This is a genomic window from Lysinibacillus sp. NPDC059133 (assembly GCF_042755925.1).
Classification (GTDB): domain Bacteria; phylum Bacillota; class Bacilli; order Bacillales_A; family Planococcaceae; genus Lysinibacillus.
Map to the genome: position 1 here is coordinate 77,278 of NZ_JBHZDH010000003.1, position 17,041 is coordinate 94,318.

Genomic DNA, 17,041 nt, shown 5'->3' on the forward strand with positions numbered 1-17,041 from the left:
ACGGTTCATTCCATTTCCAATAAATGCATGATAAAGTTTAACTTATCAGAAAATTAGGAGGGATTGGAATGACTGTTGCTGTAGAATTAATAGTAAATCAACTAAAAAAGGTTTTAACTGAAGAACAGGTGTCAACAAACGAAACGGTGCGACAGCTACATGGAAGGGACGAATCTCATCATACAATGAGCTTACCAGATATCGTTGTCTTTCCTCGTTCCACGGCCGATGTCAGTGCCATCTTGAGAATTGCGCATGCGGAACGTGTCCCAGTCGTACCTTTTGGTGTTGGCTCAAGCTTGGAAGGAAATGCAATTCCCATTGCAAATGGCATTTCTATCGATTTCTCTGACATGAATGCTATTTTAGAAATTCGACCAGATGACCTGCTAGTAAAAGTACAACCGGGTGTAACACGTGCTCAATTGAATAAAGAATTAAAAAAACATGGACTTCAATTCACAGTTGACCCTGGTGCTGATGCTACACTTGGTGGAATGGCCGCAACGAATGCCAGCGGTACAACAGCAGTGCGATATGGTGTTATGCGCGATCAAGTACGAGATTTAGAGGTTGTACTCGCAGACGGTTCAGTCATTCATACCGGTAGCTTAGCTGTAAAGTCTTCTTCTGGTTATCACTTGAATGGCCTTTTCATTGGCTCTGAGGGTACGCTAGGTTGCTTTACAGAATTAACTTTACAAGTCTATGGTATCCCCGAATTTGTAGCGGCGGGACGTGCAGTTTTTGCGACAGTTGGCGATGCTGTCAGTACAGTAACCGCATTGCTGCAAGCGGGCATTTCAATTGGCCGTGTCGAACTGGTCGATGAAGCCTCTATCAAACAAGCAAATATTTATAATGAAACATTCTATGATGAAAAACCAACACTATTTTTAGAATTTCACGGAAATGAAGCAGGTATGCATGCCGATATAGAATTTGCTAAAGAAATTTTTGAGGACTTTGGCTGTCTTTCTGTTGAATTTGAACAAGACAATGCGGCACGTAATAAGCTCTGGGAAGCACGCCATTCATTGGCCTATGCATATATCCATGCTTATCCAGGAAAAAAGCTTATGTCGACTGATGTTTGTGTACCAATATCTATGCTTGCTGAATCCGTTTTATATGCTCGTGAACAGCTTGATGATGTTGGTCTTGCAGGCGGAATAGTAGGTCATGTTGGAGACGGTAACTTCCATGCCTTGTTAATGTTAGATCCAAACGATGCCGAGGAGCAGGCAAAAGCAGACCGCTTCAATGAACATATTGTCCAATATGCTTTGCTGCGTGGTGGTACTTGTACTGGTGAACATGGTGTTGGTATTGGAAAAATGAAATATCAATCTACAGAGCACGGTACATCTCTATTAGTGATGAAGAGCATAAAGGCAGCACTTGATCCACATAATATTATGAATCCAGGGAAAATTTTCAGCATGTAATATAGATACTTAATAATAAACACGATCTCACCATGACCGGAGAGACCGTGTTTATTATTGTAGATTATTAACGACTGTTACGCTCCGTGCCAAGTGCACTTGGTATCATCGTTTCAACCAGATAATCGCCTTCTTCAAAGATAATTTTTTTCAATTCAATATTAAAAAATTCCTTCATCCTTGCTTCTGTCATTACTTCCTGTACGTTACCGTAAACGACCCCTTTTTCTTTTGCTGTCATTAAGACTCGATCTGCTAGATAAAATGCATGATTTGGGTAATGAGTATTGATGATGCATGAAATACCACGTTCCTTTGATAAACGCTTAATAGTTTGTAAAATAACTATTTGTTTTTGAATATCCAAATGCGACTCTGGTTCATCTAAAATCAAAACTTCTGGCTCAGAAACAAGAGTTCTTGCAATTAAAGCTAACTGCAACTCACCACCACTAATTTCATTGCATGATTTTTTAGCAAGATGTAAAATATCAATCGTCTTCAGCGCTTGATAAGCGGCTTCCAAATCCTTCGCAGATGGCTGAGCTAGCGTGCTAATATACGGAGCCCTTCCCATTACGACAAGCTCTTCTACTGAAAATCCAAATACCATTTTATGTGCTTGAGGTACATAACCAACACGTTTCCATAGTTCTTTACGATTTAATGTTGCAAGTGGTTTGTCGTCGATTAAAGTCTTTCCTTTTTTCCATTCAAGTAACCCTGTTATACATTTTAACATCGTCGTTTTCCCTGCTCCGTTCGGACCTAGAATCGCCATTATTTCACCAGGCTCCAATGAGAAATTGATATTTTATCGTATTTTAAGACTCCTGAATAATCAATTTATCATAGATAAATCGCTCATATAGCAAAAACCCATGTATTTTGAGGTAATTCTCAATACATGGGTTTTAATTAAATGCACCTATATAAGACAAATATCAAGATTACTTAGTATAGAGTTCACATACTTGCTTCTTCCTTATCTAATAATTCAAAGAAAAACTCCCATTCTCTGAACAGTAGCATTAATTCTTTGCTACTTTGCAACAATGAATGTTTTTTTATTTTGATATAGTGAGTAAGCAAATTCAATAGTACCGTCATTGTTTCAATTTATACTTTCGAAGTTTCTACATCTTCCTGAAGAGTAATTTTGTTCTTACCAGTTTTCTTGGAGATGTACATACATTCATCTGCTGATTTTAATAGTTTATCTAATGACCCATGGCCAACTGCTATTCCTATTGACATAGTAATTTTAATTTCTTTTTGCACTGTTTCTAATATTTTTTCTGCTAGGCGTTGCGTAAACATAGTATTAGTTACAAGGCCGATTAGCTCCTCGCCACCATATCTAACCCCAAACCCGTTTTCATTTAATATTCTACGCATAATCTCACCTGTTTGCTTTAAAACATAATCCCCGTGTTCATGCCCTTTTTCATCGTTTAATTGCTTAAAATTATCGATGTCACAGAAAATGATTCCAATTTCTTGTTCCTGTATTAATTGTTCTGCCTTCTTCTTGTATAGCCAGCGTCGATTATAAAGCCCTGTTAGTGCGTCAGTAATGACATTTTCACTTGCTTGTCGAAGCATACCTAAAAGCTGTTCTGCATGGTTTATATGATTTAATACAAAGTAAACCGTTGCACCTCCCCAAATAATGCTATCTTCATTAGTAGTTATAGTCAAAATGGCCGAGAGCACCATTATTAGTATTCCTAATCGTTCTTTCCATTCTCCATACGTATATCCACCGGCGATTAAATAGAATAATAAAAGGATTAATGCACCCCCCTTTACAAATGGAATGAAAGTAGCAACTAGAAAAATGGCTATCACAATTTTTATTAAAAGTCGTTCGTTCATTAACCACGGCTTAATTAGTTCTATCAGGAATATACTTATCACTAAGAAAGGGATGTAGAAATTCAACTGCTGGGGCAGCCAAATATAAAAACTCGCTGAAATAATTAATAATAGTTGGCTGATTAACAGTACCATGTTCTCCTTTTTTGCATTTTTCATGGTGATTGTCCTGTTAAACTTCAACCTTATGTATTGATATAAAACACTAATTACAACAGTTAATAAAGGCATATTCAAGTCTTCCTTTCTATATCATAAATGATTAAATAAATTACTTCCTTTTCATTCGTGTCAAAACGCTAGCTGGACACCTCTCATTCTCGAAAAAAAATCTAATAAAAAAGAACCCGCTTCAAAATACCATTAAATAGCCATGTATAATACACCATGACTAATGGTTATTTTGAAGCGGGTTCTTCCCTCTTACTAATCCATTTATATCATTTTATCAAAACATAAACATAATACAATAGACTCAAAAACCATGTTTTTGGAGATTTGAATTAATTTGAGTTAGATGACTAGCCTCTTTAACTCATCTACAACCTGCTTTCTTGTGATTACTTTAAAACACAAAGTAGATGCAACCCCTTGGCAAAAAAAAATAAACTTAAACTAACGTTTAAATATGCTTGCAATGTTTTTAAATAATTTTCTTTTTTGATTTAGACGCTTCCATTTTAATCATGTCACCTGAAATATTAAGCCCTTTCGTGTCTACAAGGTCTTGAAGGTTCCCATATAAGGTATCCAGCAGAAAGGTTATGTTAGCAACTTCATTAAATATACTTAATTCAAAGCGATACCCGTCTGGATGAGCACTTCGATCCCTATTTTTTTTATATCTTTAACTAATTTAGTAATCTTAGAATGATCGTTTTCCCCAAGCTTTCTCTAATGCTTCCATGGATGTTAAACGAACTTCTTGATTCAAGTAATTATTTGTTGTTTTGATACATTCGAACAAATGTGCAATAAAACCATGTATGGAATCACGAATATATTCCAACACATTAATTTTTTCATCATCATTAGAAATATTGGGTGCCATTTTGAGTTCACATTTATAACGATTCATTCGTGGTAAAAAGTTGTCTCTAAGATTTGATAACTCCCCTAACAGCCTCTTTGCCTTTTTAAATTCCTTTTCAGCTCGTCTGCTCATTTTTGTTCACCTCCCTTTCAAAGCACGCAGGCAAGTTAAACGCACTTAAGAGAAATACAAAGCCCGTAAAATTTTTTACTGTTCGTAAAATTTTACGGGCTGCTTGTTATTTATTGAGGTTTTGTCCCAGCCTCAATTATTACTTGTTAGAATCTCACAAAGATGGGATGCTTTTTTGTTTTCTTCAAGCAAATCTTCTTCTAAGCGTGAAATTTGCCTCATTTCAGCAACACCTCTTAGGTTTGATACTGACAATAGTTATGTTTAAGCTGTAAATTTATCGTATTTATAAACATCATGACTTTATTTTAAACCTACTTCATAATTTTCTTCGATTTGCAATACTGGTGGCTGTTCTTTAAGTCCTTTTGTCAATGCAAGCAAATAAATACAGCCTATTATTAACCAACTTACTCCAAGTATTTTTGAGTGGACATCAAGATTCACCAGCAGCAAAATATTAAAAGAAGCACCTAAAATAGGAATAATTAAATATAAGATAGTTCCTTTTAACGAGCGTTCTTTTTTTCTAATATAATAATGAGCAATTACAGCAATATTAACACAAGTATACGCTAGAAACGCTCCGAAATTAATAAATGATGCTACAAGCTCTAAACTTAAAAATAAAGCAAGCAAAGAGAAAACACTAATGAACAGAATATTATTTACAGGTGTTCTATATTTCGGATGCAGGGTGCCAAAGAACTTTTTAGGAAACTGTCCATCTCGCCCCATCGTATAAAGGACTCGTGATGCACTTGCCTGGGAGGACATCGCACTACCCAATACAGCTAAAGCGTAAAGAGCAAGGTATATTGAATACATCACCTTTCCACCAACAAAATTAATAATTTCGTAGGCAGCCGCATCAGGACTATTAAATGTCTGATACGCTGGCCATATAAGATGTGAAAAATATGAAACACATGTAAAGATTAACCCACCACCAAGAGTAATTAAAATAACAGCTCGTGGAATTGTTTTTTTAGGGTTCACTGTCTCTTCTGATAACGCTGTAACTGATTCAAACCCTAAGAAACAAAAACATAATAATGCTGCTCCAGCTATTGTATAACTATAGGGTTCTTTTGAATTAAAGAACGGCTCAAGAGAAAAAAGAGTGGCCGTGCTTTCTCCCATCAAAATTTCCTTAATAGAAAAACCTATAAAAATAAGAATAAAAAGAAATGCAAAAATCGTTATTACTGCGTTTATACTGGAAGCAAACTTCAATCCTTTGATATTAATAAATGTGACGAGCATCAGCATACCTGCAATCCAGACGTAACTAGGAATTATAGGAAAGGCTGCTGAGAAAAAAATACCAAATGCCAAATAATTTACCATAGGCATAAATAAATAATCCATTAAGATCACCCATCCGACAAGAAATCCGACAGAGGGATTGATTGATTTTTGCGTGTAAACATAAGCTGATCCTGAAGTTGGAAATGCAGTTGCCATTTTCCCATAACTATAAGCTGTGAACATCATTACCACTGTAGCAACTATCATTGCCCCCGGAACCATGCCGTGGGAAGTATTAGCCGCAATACCATACATAGTAAAAGCTGTGGTTAATCCCATAAATGAAAAACCAAACATTACAACTGGAATGAGTGTAAGAGTTCTATCTGATTTCCCTATATTTGACATGACAAACGCCCACCCCTTTCCCCCTATTTTACCCCTTTTAAAAAATAGTGTTTATTGTATTACTTCCATAGCTTTATTAATAAGTAGTTTTCTAGAAACCATAAAAAGGTCAGTAAGATGCTAGGTTAGCATTCTATGAATTGTCTAGAATTTTCCCAAAACTTATTTACCTATTGCTTGCAAAGATTCTCGTCAGCAGGTTGACAAAGATAATTCATTGAAATGTATATTACATATTATGTAATTCCCGCAAAAATCTTCACGCAGGCAGCTTTACTGACCTTCAGACTTTTTAATTGGTAGAAGCATGTTCAATAACAATAGATATGAAAAGTAGAAATATGAGATTACTCTAAAGACATTTCATTATTTGGACGATAGTAACTCCATTTTTATATCTGTATAAGGCATGTTATGATTGATCCCAACTTCGTGATGAACAATTTCACCGTTCAGAGTACTGATGCAATTTCTTACTATTACATCATTTTCTATAACATCCTTCAATCCATTATTTGAAATATTCATAATATACTGACCGGTTGTCATCAACATTATGTTTGTCGAGGTTTGTGGACATAATGCAGGCATATTTGGGACACAGTAATGTAGAACATCTAGTTCATAGTAAATTGGTTCCTCTAAAGTCGTATAACGTGAAGTTTCGATTAAACCGGCTCCTGTGATATCAATAATCATAGAATTAGGTTTCATTTTACTGACCATTTCGCGTGTTACAAGAGGCTCAGTTACCCCTGGCAACGGATATATTGTATTAATTAAAACATCACTTTGAATAAGCTCTTCGAACATTAATTCTTCATCCCAATACAAAACGTCCACCTGAGGCAACTGATTGTTCAAATAATCCATACGGTTCAATGATGCTTCTATTATTGTCACATTTAATCCGAGACCCACGGCAACTTGCGCAGCATTGAGTCCAGCATTGCCACCACCAAGAATAAGTACGTTGCTCGACGGTAAACCAGCCAATTTTCGTAGAAGTACACCTTTTCCACCATATCCATACTGTGCATATTTGACTGCTTCAAGCATTGCTAATGTTCCTGCGATTTCACTCATTGGTTTAATCGTAGGTCTAGTTCCATCAGGTAAAACGATTAATTCCATTGATATTGAAGTTACCTTTTTATCTAGTAACGCTTGTAGCATTTCATGATCCACATCTTCCGCTAAATGGAACCATGCCATTATCATTTGATTCTCTTGAAGAAGGTCATATTCATAGGGTTGAAGTTCTTTCACTTTAACAACAAATTCTGCCTTCTCATAAACCTCTTCAATTGTGTTCACGATTTTTGCTCCAGCCAAAACATAGCTCTCGTCACTAAAACCACTAGCATCACCTGCCGAGTTTTGTATTAACACTTGGTGACCGAAGCCTGTTAATTTATTTACCCATGTTGGATTTAACCCCACTCTAGTTTCTGCAGTTTTTAATTCTTTAGGAACTCCTATTATCATTGTGCATTCTCCTTTTGAAATTTATTAGTGTGAATATTATAAATGTTACACATGAATAACAACCCTTGCATTGGACACGAGGTTAAATTTTTATTATTTTATTTTTAACTAAGAGCAATAAATAAAATACCTTAAGGCAGGTCAGCTGAACTTTCATGAATACAACATTAGTGAAAAAAGTAATAATTCTTCCATTATTCATCTATTGTCTGGTCGTTTTCATTTTAAATAAACAAGTGTTATTCTATTGAATAGATTAATAACTGATCAAAAAAGGTGTAAATGATATATTACGATAGATTCTCAGTTAAAAAATACTCTTGTAGACACTGATCCTGTTACTTAGATTAAACAGAAAAATGACTCCATATTTTATGGGATTAGATTTTCTAGTATAGTTGTAATAAAATTACTTTATCAACAGCAAATAAATAAATTGAGGAGGTACATATGCTTACTGTACAAGATGTACTTAAACGCTCACTCTTTTCAAAGACGAGGGTAGTTGCGGGTTCAAACGGGTTGCAACGTCAAGTCAAATGGACGCATGTTCTTGAAATCCCTTTTTTTGATGATACCATCTTTCAGGGAGGTGAACTGATACTCTCCACTGGCTTTGGGTTTGAATGGAAAGACTCCTCTAATACTTCATTTTTGTTTAATCTTATCGAACGCAATGCCTCTTGTTTATGTATAGAACTTGGACACTATTTCGAAGAGATTCCTAAAGAAATGATTGAGATGGCAAATGCGTATAACTTTCCAATTATTATTTTCGAAAAATTCGTAAACTTCGTAGAAATAACACAAGATATACATTCGTTTATCATTAATGCTCATCATGAAAAGTTGGTTGAATTAGATTCAATTTCAAGAGAATTCCATTCTTTGTCACTCACTACACATGGGTTATCAAATATATTAAAACTGTTGCAACAGAAGACTGAAGCATCAATTATCTATCTTCCTTTAGAAGGAACACCTTTTTCGATTCCAAGCTTAAATAATGATTTTATGGAGCAAATACTCCAAATCATTTATAAAGATAGGGATAAATGGAATTACAGAATTACAAATGATCCTCCCTTTGAATGGAAGATGCTAAATCGTACTATCCTTCTCCAACCAGTTGGGGCAATGGACCAAATCTGGGCATACCTTGTAATGGTTTTAGATCGTAAATCGGATGAGTTTGATTCCCTATTACTCGATCGTGCTTCCCTCGCAGTTTCACAAGACTTATTGAGAAAATATTATTTAGATGAAAAGAGATTACGTTTAGAATCTACATGGTTAAATGATTTAATTTATGGACGAATTAATAATGAGGAACAAGCATGGGGCTTTACTTCGTTAACATCTAAGCGCAATTCCATTCGTTATCGAATTGTAATCATTGAGATTGAAGAGGTTTTCCAACCGTCTTCATTAAGTTTATCGGATGAAGAAAATGAATCTGCTATTTATCATTACTCTTTAAAAATCCGTTCTGAGTTCGAAAAATATTCTTTTACACCCTATATCACATCAAAAAGAAATCAAATTATAGTATTAGCTATTGATCTGGGAACAACAAATTCCTCTAAAGAACGTATCTTGAAAGTGGTCGATACCTTACTATTTGTTAGAGTTGGTGAGTCTAGCCAAATCCGTATAGGAATTGGACGACAATACCAATTACTTTTAGATGCTCATAATAGTTTTCGAGAAGCGCAGTTAGTTTTAAATTATCGCACATTTTCAACAAGTTCATTTTATGAAGACCTAGGCATATATCGTCTGATTCAATTAATTCAGCATAATCAAGATACAGCCAGTTTTATTGAGGACTATCTCTCACCCTTAATTTACTATGATAAAGAGTACGGAACAGAATTGCTTCTGACTTTAGCAAAGTACTTTGAGTTTGATCGATCAAAGAAGCTTACGGCCCAAGATTTATATATTGTAAGACAAACACTCTACCATCGGCTGGAAAAAATAAAAATGATTCTTAATTTTGATTTTGAGGCACCAGAGAACAGATTGAATGTTGAAATAGCTTTGAAAACATATCAATTTACACAACAAGGAGGAGTATCTTCGAAGTAGTTATTAACCGCAAAGAAAATGTAAATAAATGTATGTTAAACTATCAGAATTCTGAAAAAGGCATTTTGATTAATACTAGAAAGCTTATTTGTGCTTCATTGTTGATTCATGAACTACACCAAGATTATCAAAATAGGAATCTTCTTATTCCGATGACTTATATATTAAAAATATAAACCATAAATAATATAAAAAAGTACTACTATTAAAACAGTACTGGAATAAAACTAGCTCACCGATCACCTTTATTTCAAAGCAACACATGTATTCCCATTATATTAACCTTATATTCCTTACTGTCGATTTAAAACAAGGCTGTTAGTTGAATAAATCATTTACTCTAACTATTAAAGAAAAATCATATAAATCCTTATGATTTCAACTTTCTTATATAACAATTCATTTCGGTAATGCAAGCAGCATCAAAATCACCACTTCGGTAATAAGCTTATCTAGGAATAGATGGTCATCCTGATATGATTCAAGGGGATATGTATTTAATTTACAATGCCAGCTTGTTACAAATGGTTTATATTGCGGGGATTCAGCAGCCTACTATCACCCGCTACGCATAGAGCTTGAACCACACGAAAAGGATTGGCATCTCCTATTACAGCTTGATTCGGAAGATGACCTCGGCAATATGTGGGGATAGTGGCAAAAATAAAAAATTCGATAAAGCCTGGACTGTTTTGCAATGCTATTGACTATTTGTATGTATTCTAAGAGTTGAGATAATAATCCTTATTGAACTAACCTTCTTCGTTGTTATTAAAACATAAAGACAGATTTAATCTACAAATGGGTAGAATGAACTCTGTCTTTTCGTTTTGATATTTCGTGAATCGAATATTTAACTAATAGTCTATTATCTCAAGTTCAACACCGTTGATCTGATATAGATATTCAATCAGTTCGAATCCAAATCGAATCAGCCTATCTTTATACCCCTCTTTCACTATGATAATACCATATATTACCATGTTCAGAGAGATTTATTAATATTTTTTAGATTTGTATATATTTTCTTTTTCACACTAAGAAGCAGTCCTTAATGCAGTCTTTCTCTCACGAGTAGACCTACTAATCATATAAAGGAGTGGGATTCCGGTTTAGAAATTGCCAGGACTTCGGCATTGTTGCAATGAATGGACGGTCCAAGATAAGCGATACCTAGCGCACTAATGAAAAACCCACTGCAATAGGGGTCACTACCTATAGAGGGGCTTCTCTTAATGAGTAACACTTGATTTGAAATTGGTGGTGGCTTGAAAAAGATGCTTCAAGTGGTCTAGTATTACAAAAACCAGAACATCCTCTGTTTAACGGTTATTTAACACTTGCTGACTGCACATGGCACCAGCATGGCGTTTTTTGGCCTACTGAGCATGCAGATGTTTTAATAACAACGGAAGATGGCGGTGCAGTTTTATATATTGATACTGTCTCTACCGGCGGAACATGGATCATTACGACATTAGATCCTGATTTCCATTTCGGCTCTTACTTTATGCCAGCAACTGAGCGATTCCTTGAAGGCTTTTTCCCATACTTAGCCTTTGGAAAAATTTCATAAAACAATGATTTAAAAGCAAATGCCCTAGAAAAAGGGGCGAATTAACCCTTTTCCTATGGCATTTAAACGAGAAATTACGCTTAATAAACAACTTACTATGCTTTATTTATAAGTCATAGCGGAAGCTTTTTACTAGCTTATCTCCCTTATTAAATTCTTTAGATTCATCTCGTACAAAGCCCAGCGATAAATAAAGATTAATAGCGGCCTGCATAATATCACCTGAGTGCAAATATAATGCTTGATCCTGACGATTGCGAGCAAAGGCGAAGCTTTCGTGCAATAATTTTTTAGCAACACCTAGCCCTCTTCCGTTAGGATGCACGCCAAGTAAGCGCACAATGGTAGACTGTATGTTAAGCTCTGGTAAACCATATGCTTTTTCAGAATCTGTAAATATTTGCAGTCCCCCTAAAATCTCATCACCACGCTTTGCCACTAAAATTGTCTCTGCATTAGGATTACCAACAGATGCTCGAATATCACTTAAGTATGAGCCCCAGTCCTCTGGGTTATCATATTCTTTTTCATATTGTGCATAACTTTCTACTAGAACCTCTAAATACCGTGCATAGTCTTCCTCTTTCAAATGTTCAATCACTATTTCAGCTACTGTCATCGTTCAATCCCCTTTCTAGACTCTATTTAAATGCCGCCCTTACTATAGGCAGTTACTCTTTTTTCAATACGATGTGCCAACCATTCGACGATAGCTGAAACACCCCAATAAATTAGCCCGACAGCGATAAATGCCTCCAAAAACTTTAAATTAATCGAAGCAATGATATTCGCGACTCCTGTTAACTCTTTAACTGAAAGGAAAAAAGCTAGTGACGTGGCATGTAAGAACCCAATAAAAACATTTGTGAAGTTAGGTATGGATTTACTAAATGCTTGAGGTAATATATAGCGTCGCATCGCCTGTGAAAATGTTAAACCGACTGCATAAGCTGCCTCTAGCTGTCCCTTAGGTACACTTAAAATACCGGACCGAATTATTTCGGAGGCGTAAGCTCCTGCACTTAGCGTCAAAGCCAAAATAACAAAGAATAAAATAGGGATCGAACTTGATTGAAACTCTAACTTGAAAGCTTTTGCAATGACATCAACAACAATTGGTATGCCAAAATAAACAAGCATAATATGCATAATGATTGGTGTGCCTCTAAAAAAAGATACGTAAAAATTCAACAATGGTGCGAGAATTTTTGTTTGTTGTATCCGAACAAAAGCAACGATTATGCCGATAAAAATGCCTAATAAGACAGGTGTAACTGCCATGAACAAAGTTAATGGTAATACTTTACTAATTTCTTTTAATGCTTCAAAAATAAAAGCAATATCTATCGTCATAGCTTCTCCCCCTAGTTAGATGCAGCTTCCTTTGGCATATATCGATTGAGATACCGTTCATTGCGTTTTAAGATCTTTTCTAGCAGCATAACAATGACAAAATAAACGATGGACAGCGCCAAATAGATCTCTAATGCCCTTGTCGTGGAAGCAATAAGTGTTTCTCCACGTCCCACCATATCCATGACACCAATTGAAAATGCTAAAGAAGTATCCTTTAATGAACTAATCATCGTATTTGCCATATTAGGAAAGGCAACACGAATCGCCTGAGGGAGAACAATACGTTGAAAAGCCTGTATTCCACTTAATCCAACTGCATAAGCTGCCTCCATTTGTCCGCGATCAACTGTTAAAATAGCCGCTCTAAAAATCTCAGCAAACGATGCAGCATTGCTCAACGTATAAGTAATAATTACAAAATACATAGCATCCATTCTTGTTACATCAATATGCACAAGCTTTAATAATGCTGGTATACCATAAAACACTAAAAACAATTGCACTAATATCGGCGTACCTCGAATAAACGAAATATAAATCGTTATGATTTGCTTCAAAACTGGTATGTGTAGCAGCTTTGGTATAGCGAATACTATACCAAGCAGCATACCAAAAAGAATGGCGAACACTAAAATTTCGAGTGTAACTGGCAAATACTGAAGCAATATTGGAAGTACTTTTGCGATTAGCGTGAAGTCAAAGTCATTAGCCATACTTCCTTCTCCCTCTCCTATTTCGTTTAGAAATCTACCGTATAATCGTCACCAAGCCACTTCTTACTTAGCTTACTAATGACGCCTTCTGCCCTTAATTCTCGAATAGCATCATCAAGTCGCTCCTGTAAGATGGCCTCGTCTTTATTTAATAAGAAGTAAACTTTTGAATTTAATAAAGCATCTCCTACTACCTTCTCTTGTGCCTTATTGCTTCCGTTATAGTACTTTACTGCAAACGGTGTTGTAATGATTGCATCGATTCGACCTGTTGCAAGTTGATTGTGAACATCAACCGAGCCGGACGAATAGACAATATTAGCACCTAAATTATGTTCCTTATTGTATTTCTCTATATAGACAGCAGAGTTACTAGTTGGTGAAACACTAACGTTTTTCCCCTTCAAATCATCAATGGATTGAATAGAATTGTTTTTTGCATTGACTGTTACTTTTAATGGGAATACATTATAAGGCTCTTTATTAAAGAGGAATTTTTCCTCTCGTTCACTATTGACTTCCATTTGATGGGCAATAAAGTCAATTTTCCTTGTCTCTAAACTTAGTAATAAATTTGAAAATTCCATTGTTTTAAATTCAAACTCATATTCTGGTAGCTTCTCATCAATGGCGCGAACAAGCTCCACGTCATAACCGGTTAAATTCCCCTTGTCATCAATGAAGCAGATATTTGGAAATTGGGTTCCTGTACCAACAATAATTTTTTGAACGCCCTTTCCACCTTGTGCTGCATTATTTTCACTAGTATCCCCTTCGGACTTTTCCGTACTTGTACAAGCTGTTAAAAGTAAAGCTAGCAATAATAGTAAATAAAACGATAATTTTTTCATAAAATCCCTCTCTTCTTATGCATGCGACGGTAGATCAACAGCAAGTGCTGCTTTTAAATGCTCCAGTCCAATCTCTGTTACTGCTTTAAAGACACCATTTGATCCAATTTCGACAACCGGAACATAACGGACACCATATTTTGCTTCTAAGATGTCACGGAATGCGTCATTATGTGTTACATCCACTGTTTTGTAAGAAATACCTTGTTGTTGTAAATATGTTTTCACTTCATCACAATAACTACAGCCTTGCTTTGACCAAACAATTACATCTATATTTTTTGCCATGTTTATTTCCTCCTTAGCTAACCGCTTCTTTTTGTTGTAAATAGACTGGACTTAATAACTCAAATGATCGTTCCCGTTCAGATTCCTTTAACACTGGCGTATGCAAAATAAACTCATCAATTTGATAGCGCTCATGATAATCATCTAATATCGTTTTAATGTCTTCTGGAGTCCCATATAAAATATCCGCATCATATTGCTTCACTGTAAATGCCTCTCCAGATTCCTGACCAAATTTCTCTGCTAGCTCCACCGATTGTAATGTTAGGCTTTTGCCACTTGCTAAATGCACCTTTGTAATTTTTTGATCACCAATAAGCTCTTTCGCCTCCTCTTTCGTAGGGGCTGCAAGGGCTGCGATGGAAACGGCGAAATGACCCTTTGGATAATGCTTGCGATAGGCTGTAGCTGCTTGTGCTAATACATCATTATCACTATTAATAAATCGCGCAAAGACGAACGCAATGCCTAGTGTGCCTGCAAGAGCGGCACTTTGTGGACTTGCCCCAAGTAAAAATAACGCTGGCTTTACCTTTGGAATCGGCGTTGCCTGTACTCCATATAACTCGTGCTCTGCTGGTACGGTTTGCTCAATTAATTGCTGTAAAAATGTTAATCTTTCCTCAAAATCTTCGCCTTGATTGAGCGTGCCGTATTGCAACGCCTTCGTGGAGAGAGGTAAACCACCTGGTGCCTTCCCTATGCCTAAATCAACTCGCCCTGGCTCCAACGATGCGAGAACGTGAAAATTTTCCGCTACTTTGTATGGGCTGTAGTGCTGTAGCATCACTCCACCTGAGCCAATATTGATAGATTTTGTTTTAGCAAGAAGATAAGATACTAATACTTCTGGAGATGACCCCGCTAATGAATCTGTATTATGGTGCTCTGACACCCAAAAACGTGAGTAGCCCAATTGCTCTGCTTTTTGTGCTAGAGCCACTGTTTTTTGTAAGGTCCGCTCATTTGATGCATCCTCAATAATAGGGCTTTGATCTAATATGCCTAATGAATAGCTCATACCTTGCCTCCTCAATTACATTTATTCGTATACATTTACTAGGTTTTTAGACAGACTGTTTGATATAACGGCTTTCTTTAAATGGTAAACCTAAGTTACCACGTAATGTGTCTGCTTCATATTCTTCACGGTATAGCCCTCTTGCTTGTAAAATCGGCACAACCTTATCTACAAAATCATCCAGTGCTCCAGGTACAGTAACGCCTATAATAAAGCCATCAGCCGTCTCTTGCTCAAACCATTCCTGCACGAGGTCAGCCACATGCTCTGCTGTACCAAAGAATGCTGTTTTTGGGGTTGCTTCTCGTAACGCAACTTGTCGCAATGTTAGACCCTCTTGCTTGGCATACTTTTTAATATAATCGGTCGTACTTCTAAAGCTGTTTGCTCCAATATCACCAAGCTCTGGGAACGGAGCATCTACATCATATTGTGAAAAATCATGATGATCGAAATATCGACCAAGATAAGCAAGTGCACGCTCTATCGAAACAAGTTCAACGATTTCCTGATACTTTACTTCTGCTTCTTCAAGCGTCTCGCCAATTATCGGAGAGATTCCTGGGAAAATTTTAACTTCATCTGGATTGCGTCCAAATGCCGCAACCTCAGTCTTTACCCTTTTATAAAATTTCTGTGACTCTTTTAACGACGCACCGTGTGTAAAAATTGCATCTGCATCCTTTGCTGCCAATCGAATACCTGCATCTGAAGAACCCGCTTGGAAAATAACGGGCTGCCCCTGCTTAGAGCGTGCAATATTTAGCGGACCTTGAACTGAAAAATAGTTGCCCTGATGATTTAATGTATGCAACTTATCAGGATTGAAAAATACATCATTTTCTACATCTGCAATGAAAGCATCATCTTCCCATGAATCCCACAACCCTCTTGCTACTTCTAAATATTCCTCAGCAATTTGATAACGCTCTGCGTGACTAGGATGCTGCTCAATTGTTTTATTGTAGTTCAAGGCAGTGCTTTCTAATGGTGTCGTAACAACATTCCACCCTGCACGGCCCCCGCTAATATGATCCAATGAGGCAAATTGGCGTGCCACTGTAAATGGTTCGCTATAGGAGGTTGATACAGTGCCTACTAGCCCGATGTTTTTAGTTGTTACTGCTAGCGCCGATAGAATTGTTATTGGCTCGAAACGATTTAAAAAATGAGGAATCGATTTTTCATTGATGAACAAACCATCTGCAATAAAAGCAACATCAAATTTCCCCTGCTCTGCCTTTTGTGCCTGCTGAATATAAAACGGCAAGCTTACACTTTGATTGCTAGCCACCTTAGGATGACGCCAACTTGAAATATTACCACCTACACCATGAATAATAGCCCCGAATCGAATCTTGTCCTGTCTCACCATATTTGTTCCTCCTCAAATTTTATTTTTACTAAACATAGTGGTTAAGTATGTTTTATGTTTAAAAAAATATTTCATTTATGGGTACTCATAAATAAAATAGGATTGAGGAAGATAATACAGTTCATTTATACA

14 protein-coding genes and 2 pseudogenes are annotated in these 17,041 nt (G+C 36.2%); 3 read left to right on the top strand and 13 right to left on the bottom strand.

Going from position 1 to position 17,041, the window contains the following annotated elements:
* Positions 1 to 68: 68 nt before the first annotated feature.
* Positions 69 to 1,448: an FAD-binding oxidoreductase gene (locus ACFXN8_RS02875; RefSeq protein ID WP_386842644.1), complete on the top strand. Its 1,380-nt coding sequence runs from the start codon at positions 69 to 71 to the stop codon at positions 1,446 to 1,448.
* Positions 1,449 to 1,515: 67 nt separating this feature from the next.
* Here the strand turns inward: ACFXN8_RS02875 and ACFXN8_RS02880 are convergent, their stop codons facing one another.
* From ACFXN8_RS02880 to ACFXN8_RS02900, 5 genes are all read right to left on the bottom strand, one after another.
* The gene (locus ACFXN8_RS02880; RefSeq protein WP_386842755.1) at positions 1,516 to 2,259 is read right to left on the bottom strand and encodes an ABC transporter ATP-binding protein; all 744 of its coding nucleotides are present in this window, start codon (positions 2,257 to 2,259) and stop codon (positions 1,516 to 1,518) included.
* A gap of 308 nt (positions 2,260 to 2,567) precedes the next feature.
* Positions 2,568 to 3,485 carry a GGDEF domain-containing protein gene (locus ACFXN8_RS02885; protein WP_386842646.1) on the bottom strand — a complete coding sequence of 306 codons (918 nt, stop codon included), beginning with the start codon at positions 3,483 to 3,485 and terminating at the stop codon, positions 2,568 to 2,570.
* A 706-nt stretch (positions 3,486 to 4,191) separates the two neighbouring features.
* Positions 4,192 to 4,491, bottom strand: a complete 300-nt coding sequence (locus ACFXN8_RS02890; protein ID WP_386842648.1) for a hypothetical protein — start codon at positions 4,489 to 4,491, stop codon at positions 4,192 to 4,194.
* A gap of 303 nt (positions 4,492 to 4,794) precedes the next feature.
* Positions 4,795 to 6,150, bottom strand: a complete 1,356-nt coding sequence (locus ACFXN8_RS02895; RefSeq protein WP_386842650.1) for an APC family permease — start codon at positions 6,148 to 6,150, stop codon at positions 4,795 to 4,797.
* A 366-nt stretch (positions 6,151 to 6,516) separates the two neighbouring features.
* Complete coding sequence (locus ACFXN8_RS02900; RefSeq protein ID WP_386842652.1) at positions 6,517 to 7,638, bottom strand: alanine dehydrogenase; 1,122 nt, start codon at positions 7,636 to 7,638, stop codon at positions 6,517 to 6,519.
* Positions 7,639 to 8,088: 450 nt separating this feature from the next.
* Between ACFXN8_RS02900 and ACFXN8_RS02905 the strand changes: the two genes are divergently transcribed.
* Positions 8,089 to 9,729, top strand: a complete 1,641-nt coding sequence (locus ACFXN8_RS02905) for a PucR family transcriptional regulator (RefSeq protein ID WP_386842654.1) — start codon at positions 8,089 to 8,091, stop codon at positions 9,727 to 9,729.
* 860 nt (positions 9,730 to 10,589) lie between these two features.
* On the opposite strand, the pseudogene ACFXN8_RS02910 reads toward ACFXN8_RS02905, so the two are convergent.
* Positions 10,590 to 10,676 (bottom strand): annotated as a pseudogene (locus ACFXN8_RS02910) (IS607 family transposase); the annotation flags it as partial.
* A gap of 311 nt (positions 10,677 to 10,987) precedes the next feature.
* Here ACFXN8_RS02910 and ACFXN8_RS02915 point away from each other — a divergent pair.
* Positions 10,988 to 11,305: pseudogene (locus ACFXN8_RS02915) on the top strand (hypothetical protein); the annotation flags it as partial.
* 106 nt (positions 11,306 to 11,411) lie between these two features.
* Here ACFXN8_RS02915 and ACFXN8_RS02920 read toward each other — a convergent pair.
* Genes ACFXN8_RS02920 through ACFXN8_RS02950 form a run of 7 tightly spaced genes read right to left on the bottom strand, consistent with a single transcriptional unit; the run spans position 11,412 to position 16,909 of the window.
* Entirely contained in the window at positions 11,412 to 11,924 is a 513-nt protein-coding gene (locus ACFXN8_RS02920; RefSeq protein WP_386842656.1) for a GNAT family N-acetyltransferase, read from the bottom strand.
* A gap of 26 nt (positions 11,925 to 11,950) precedes the next feature.
* Complete coding sequence (locus ACFXN8_RS02925; RefSeq protein WP_386842658.1) at positions 11,951 to 12,658, bottom strand: amino acid ABC transporter permease; 708 nt, start codon at positions 12,656 to 12,658, stop codon at positions 11,951 to 11,953.
* Positions 12,659 to 12,669: 11 nt separating this feature from the next.
* On the bottom strand, positions 12,670 to 13,374 hold the full coding sequence (locus tag ACFXN8_RS02930) for an amino acid ABC transporter permease (RefSeq protein WP_386842660.1): 705 nt from the start codon (positions 13,372 to 13,374) through the stop codon (positions 12,670 to 12,672).
* A 26-nt stretch (positions 13,375 to 13,400) separates the two neighbouring features.
* Positions 13,401 to 14,225 (bottom strand): transporter substrate-binding domain-containing protein, encoded by an 825-nt coding sequence (locus ACFXN8_RS02935; RefSeq protein WP_386842662.1) that lies wholly within the window; start codon positions 14,223 to 14,225, stop codon positions 13,401 to 13,403.
* Between the two features lie 15 nt (positions 14,226 to 14,240).
* Positions 14,241 to 14,513 (bottom strand): glutaredoxin family protein, encoded by a 273-nt coding sequence (locus ACFXN8_RS02940; RefSeq protein ID WP_386842664.1) that lies wholly within the window; start codon positions 14,511 to 14,513, stop codon positions 14,241 to 14,243.
* Between the two features lie 13 nt (positions 14,514 to 14,526).
* Positions 14,527 to 15,534 carry an LLM class flavin-dependent oxidoreductase gene (locus ACFXN8_RS02945; RefSeq protein WP_386842666.1) on the bottom strand — a complete coding sequence of 336 codons (1,008 nt, stop codon included), beginning with the start codon at positions 15,532 to 15,534 and terminating at the stop codon, positions 14,527 to 14,529.
* Between the two features lie 46 nt (positions 15,535 to 15,580).
* Positions 15,581 to 16,909, bottom strand: a complete 1,329-nt coding sequence (locus ACFXN8_RS02950) for an LLM class flavin-dependent oxidoreductase (protein WP_386842668.1) — start codon at positions 16,907 to 16,909, stop codon at positions 15,581 to 15,583.
* Positions 16,910 to 17,041: the final 132 nt, after the last annotated feature.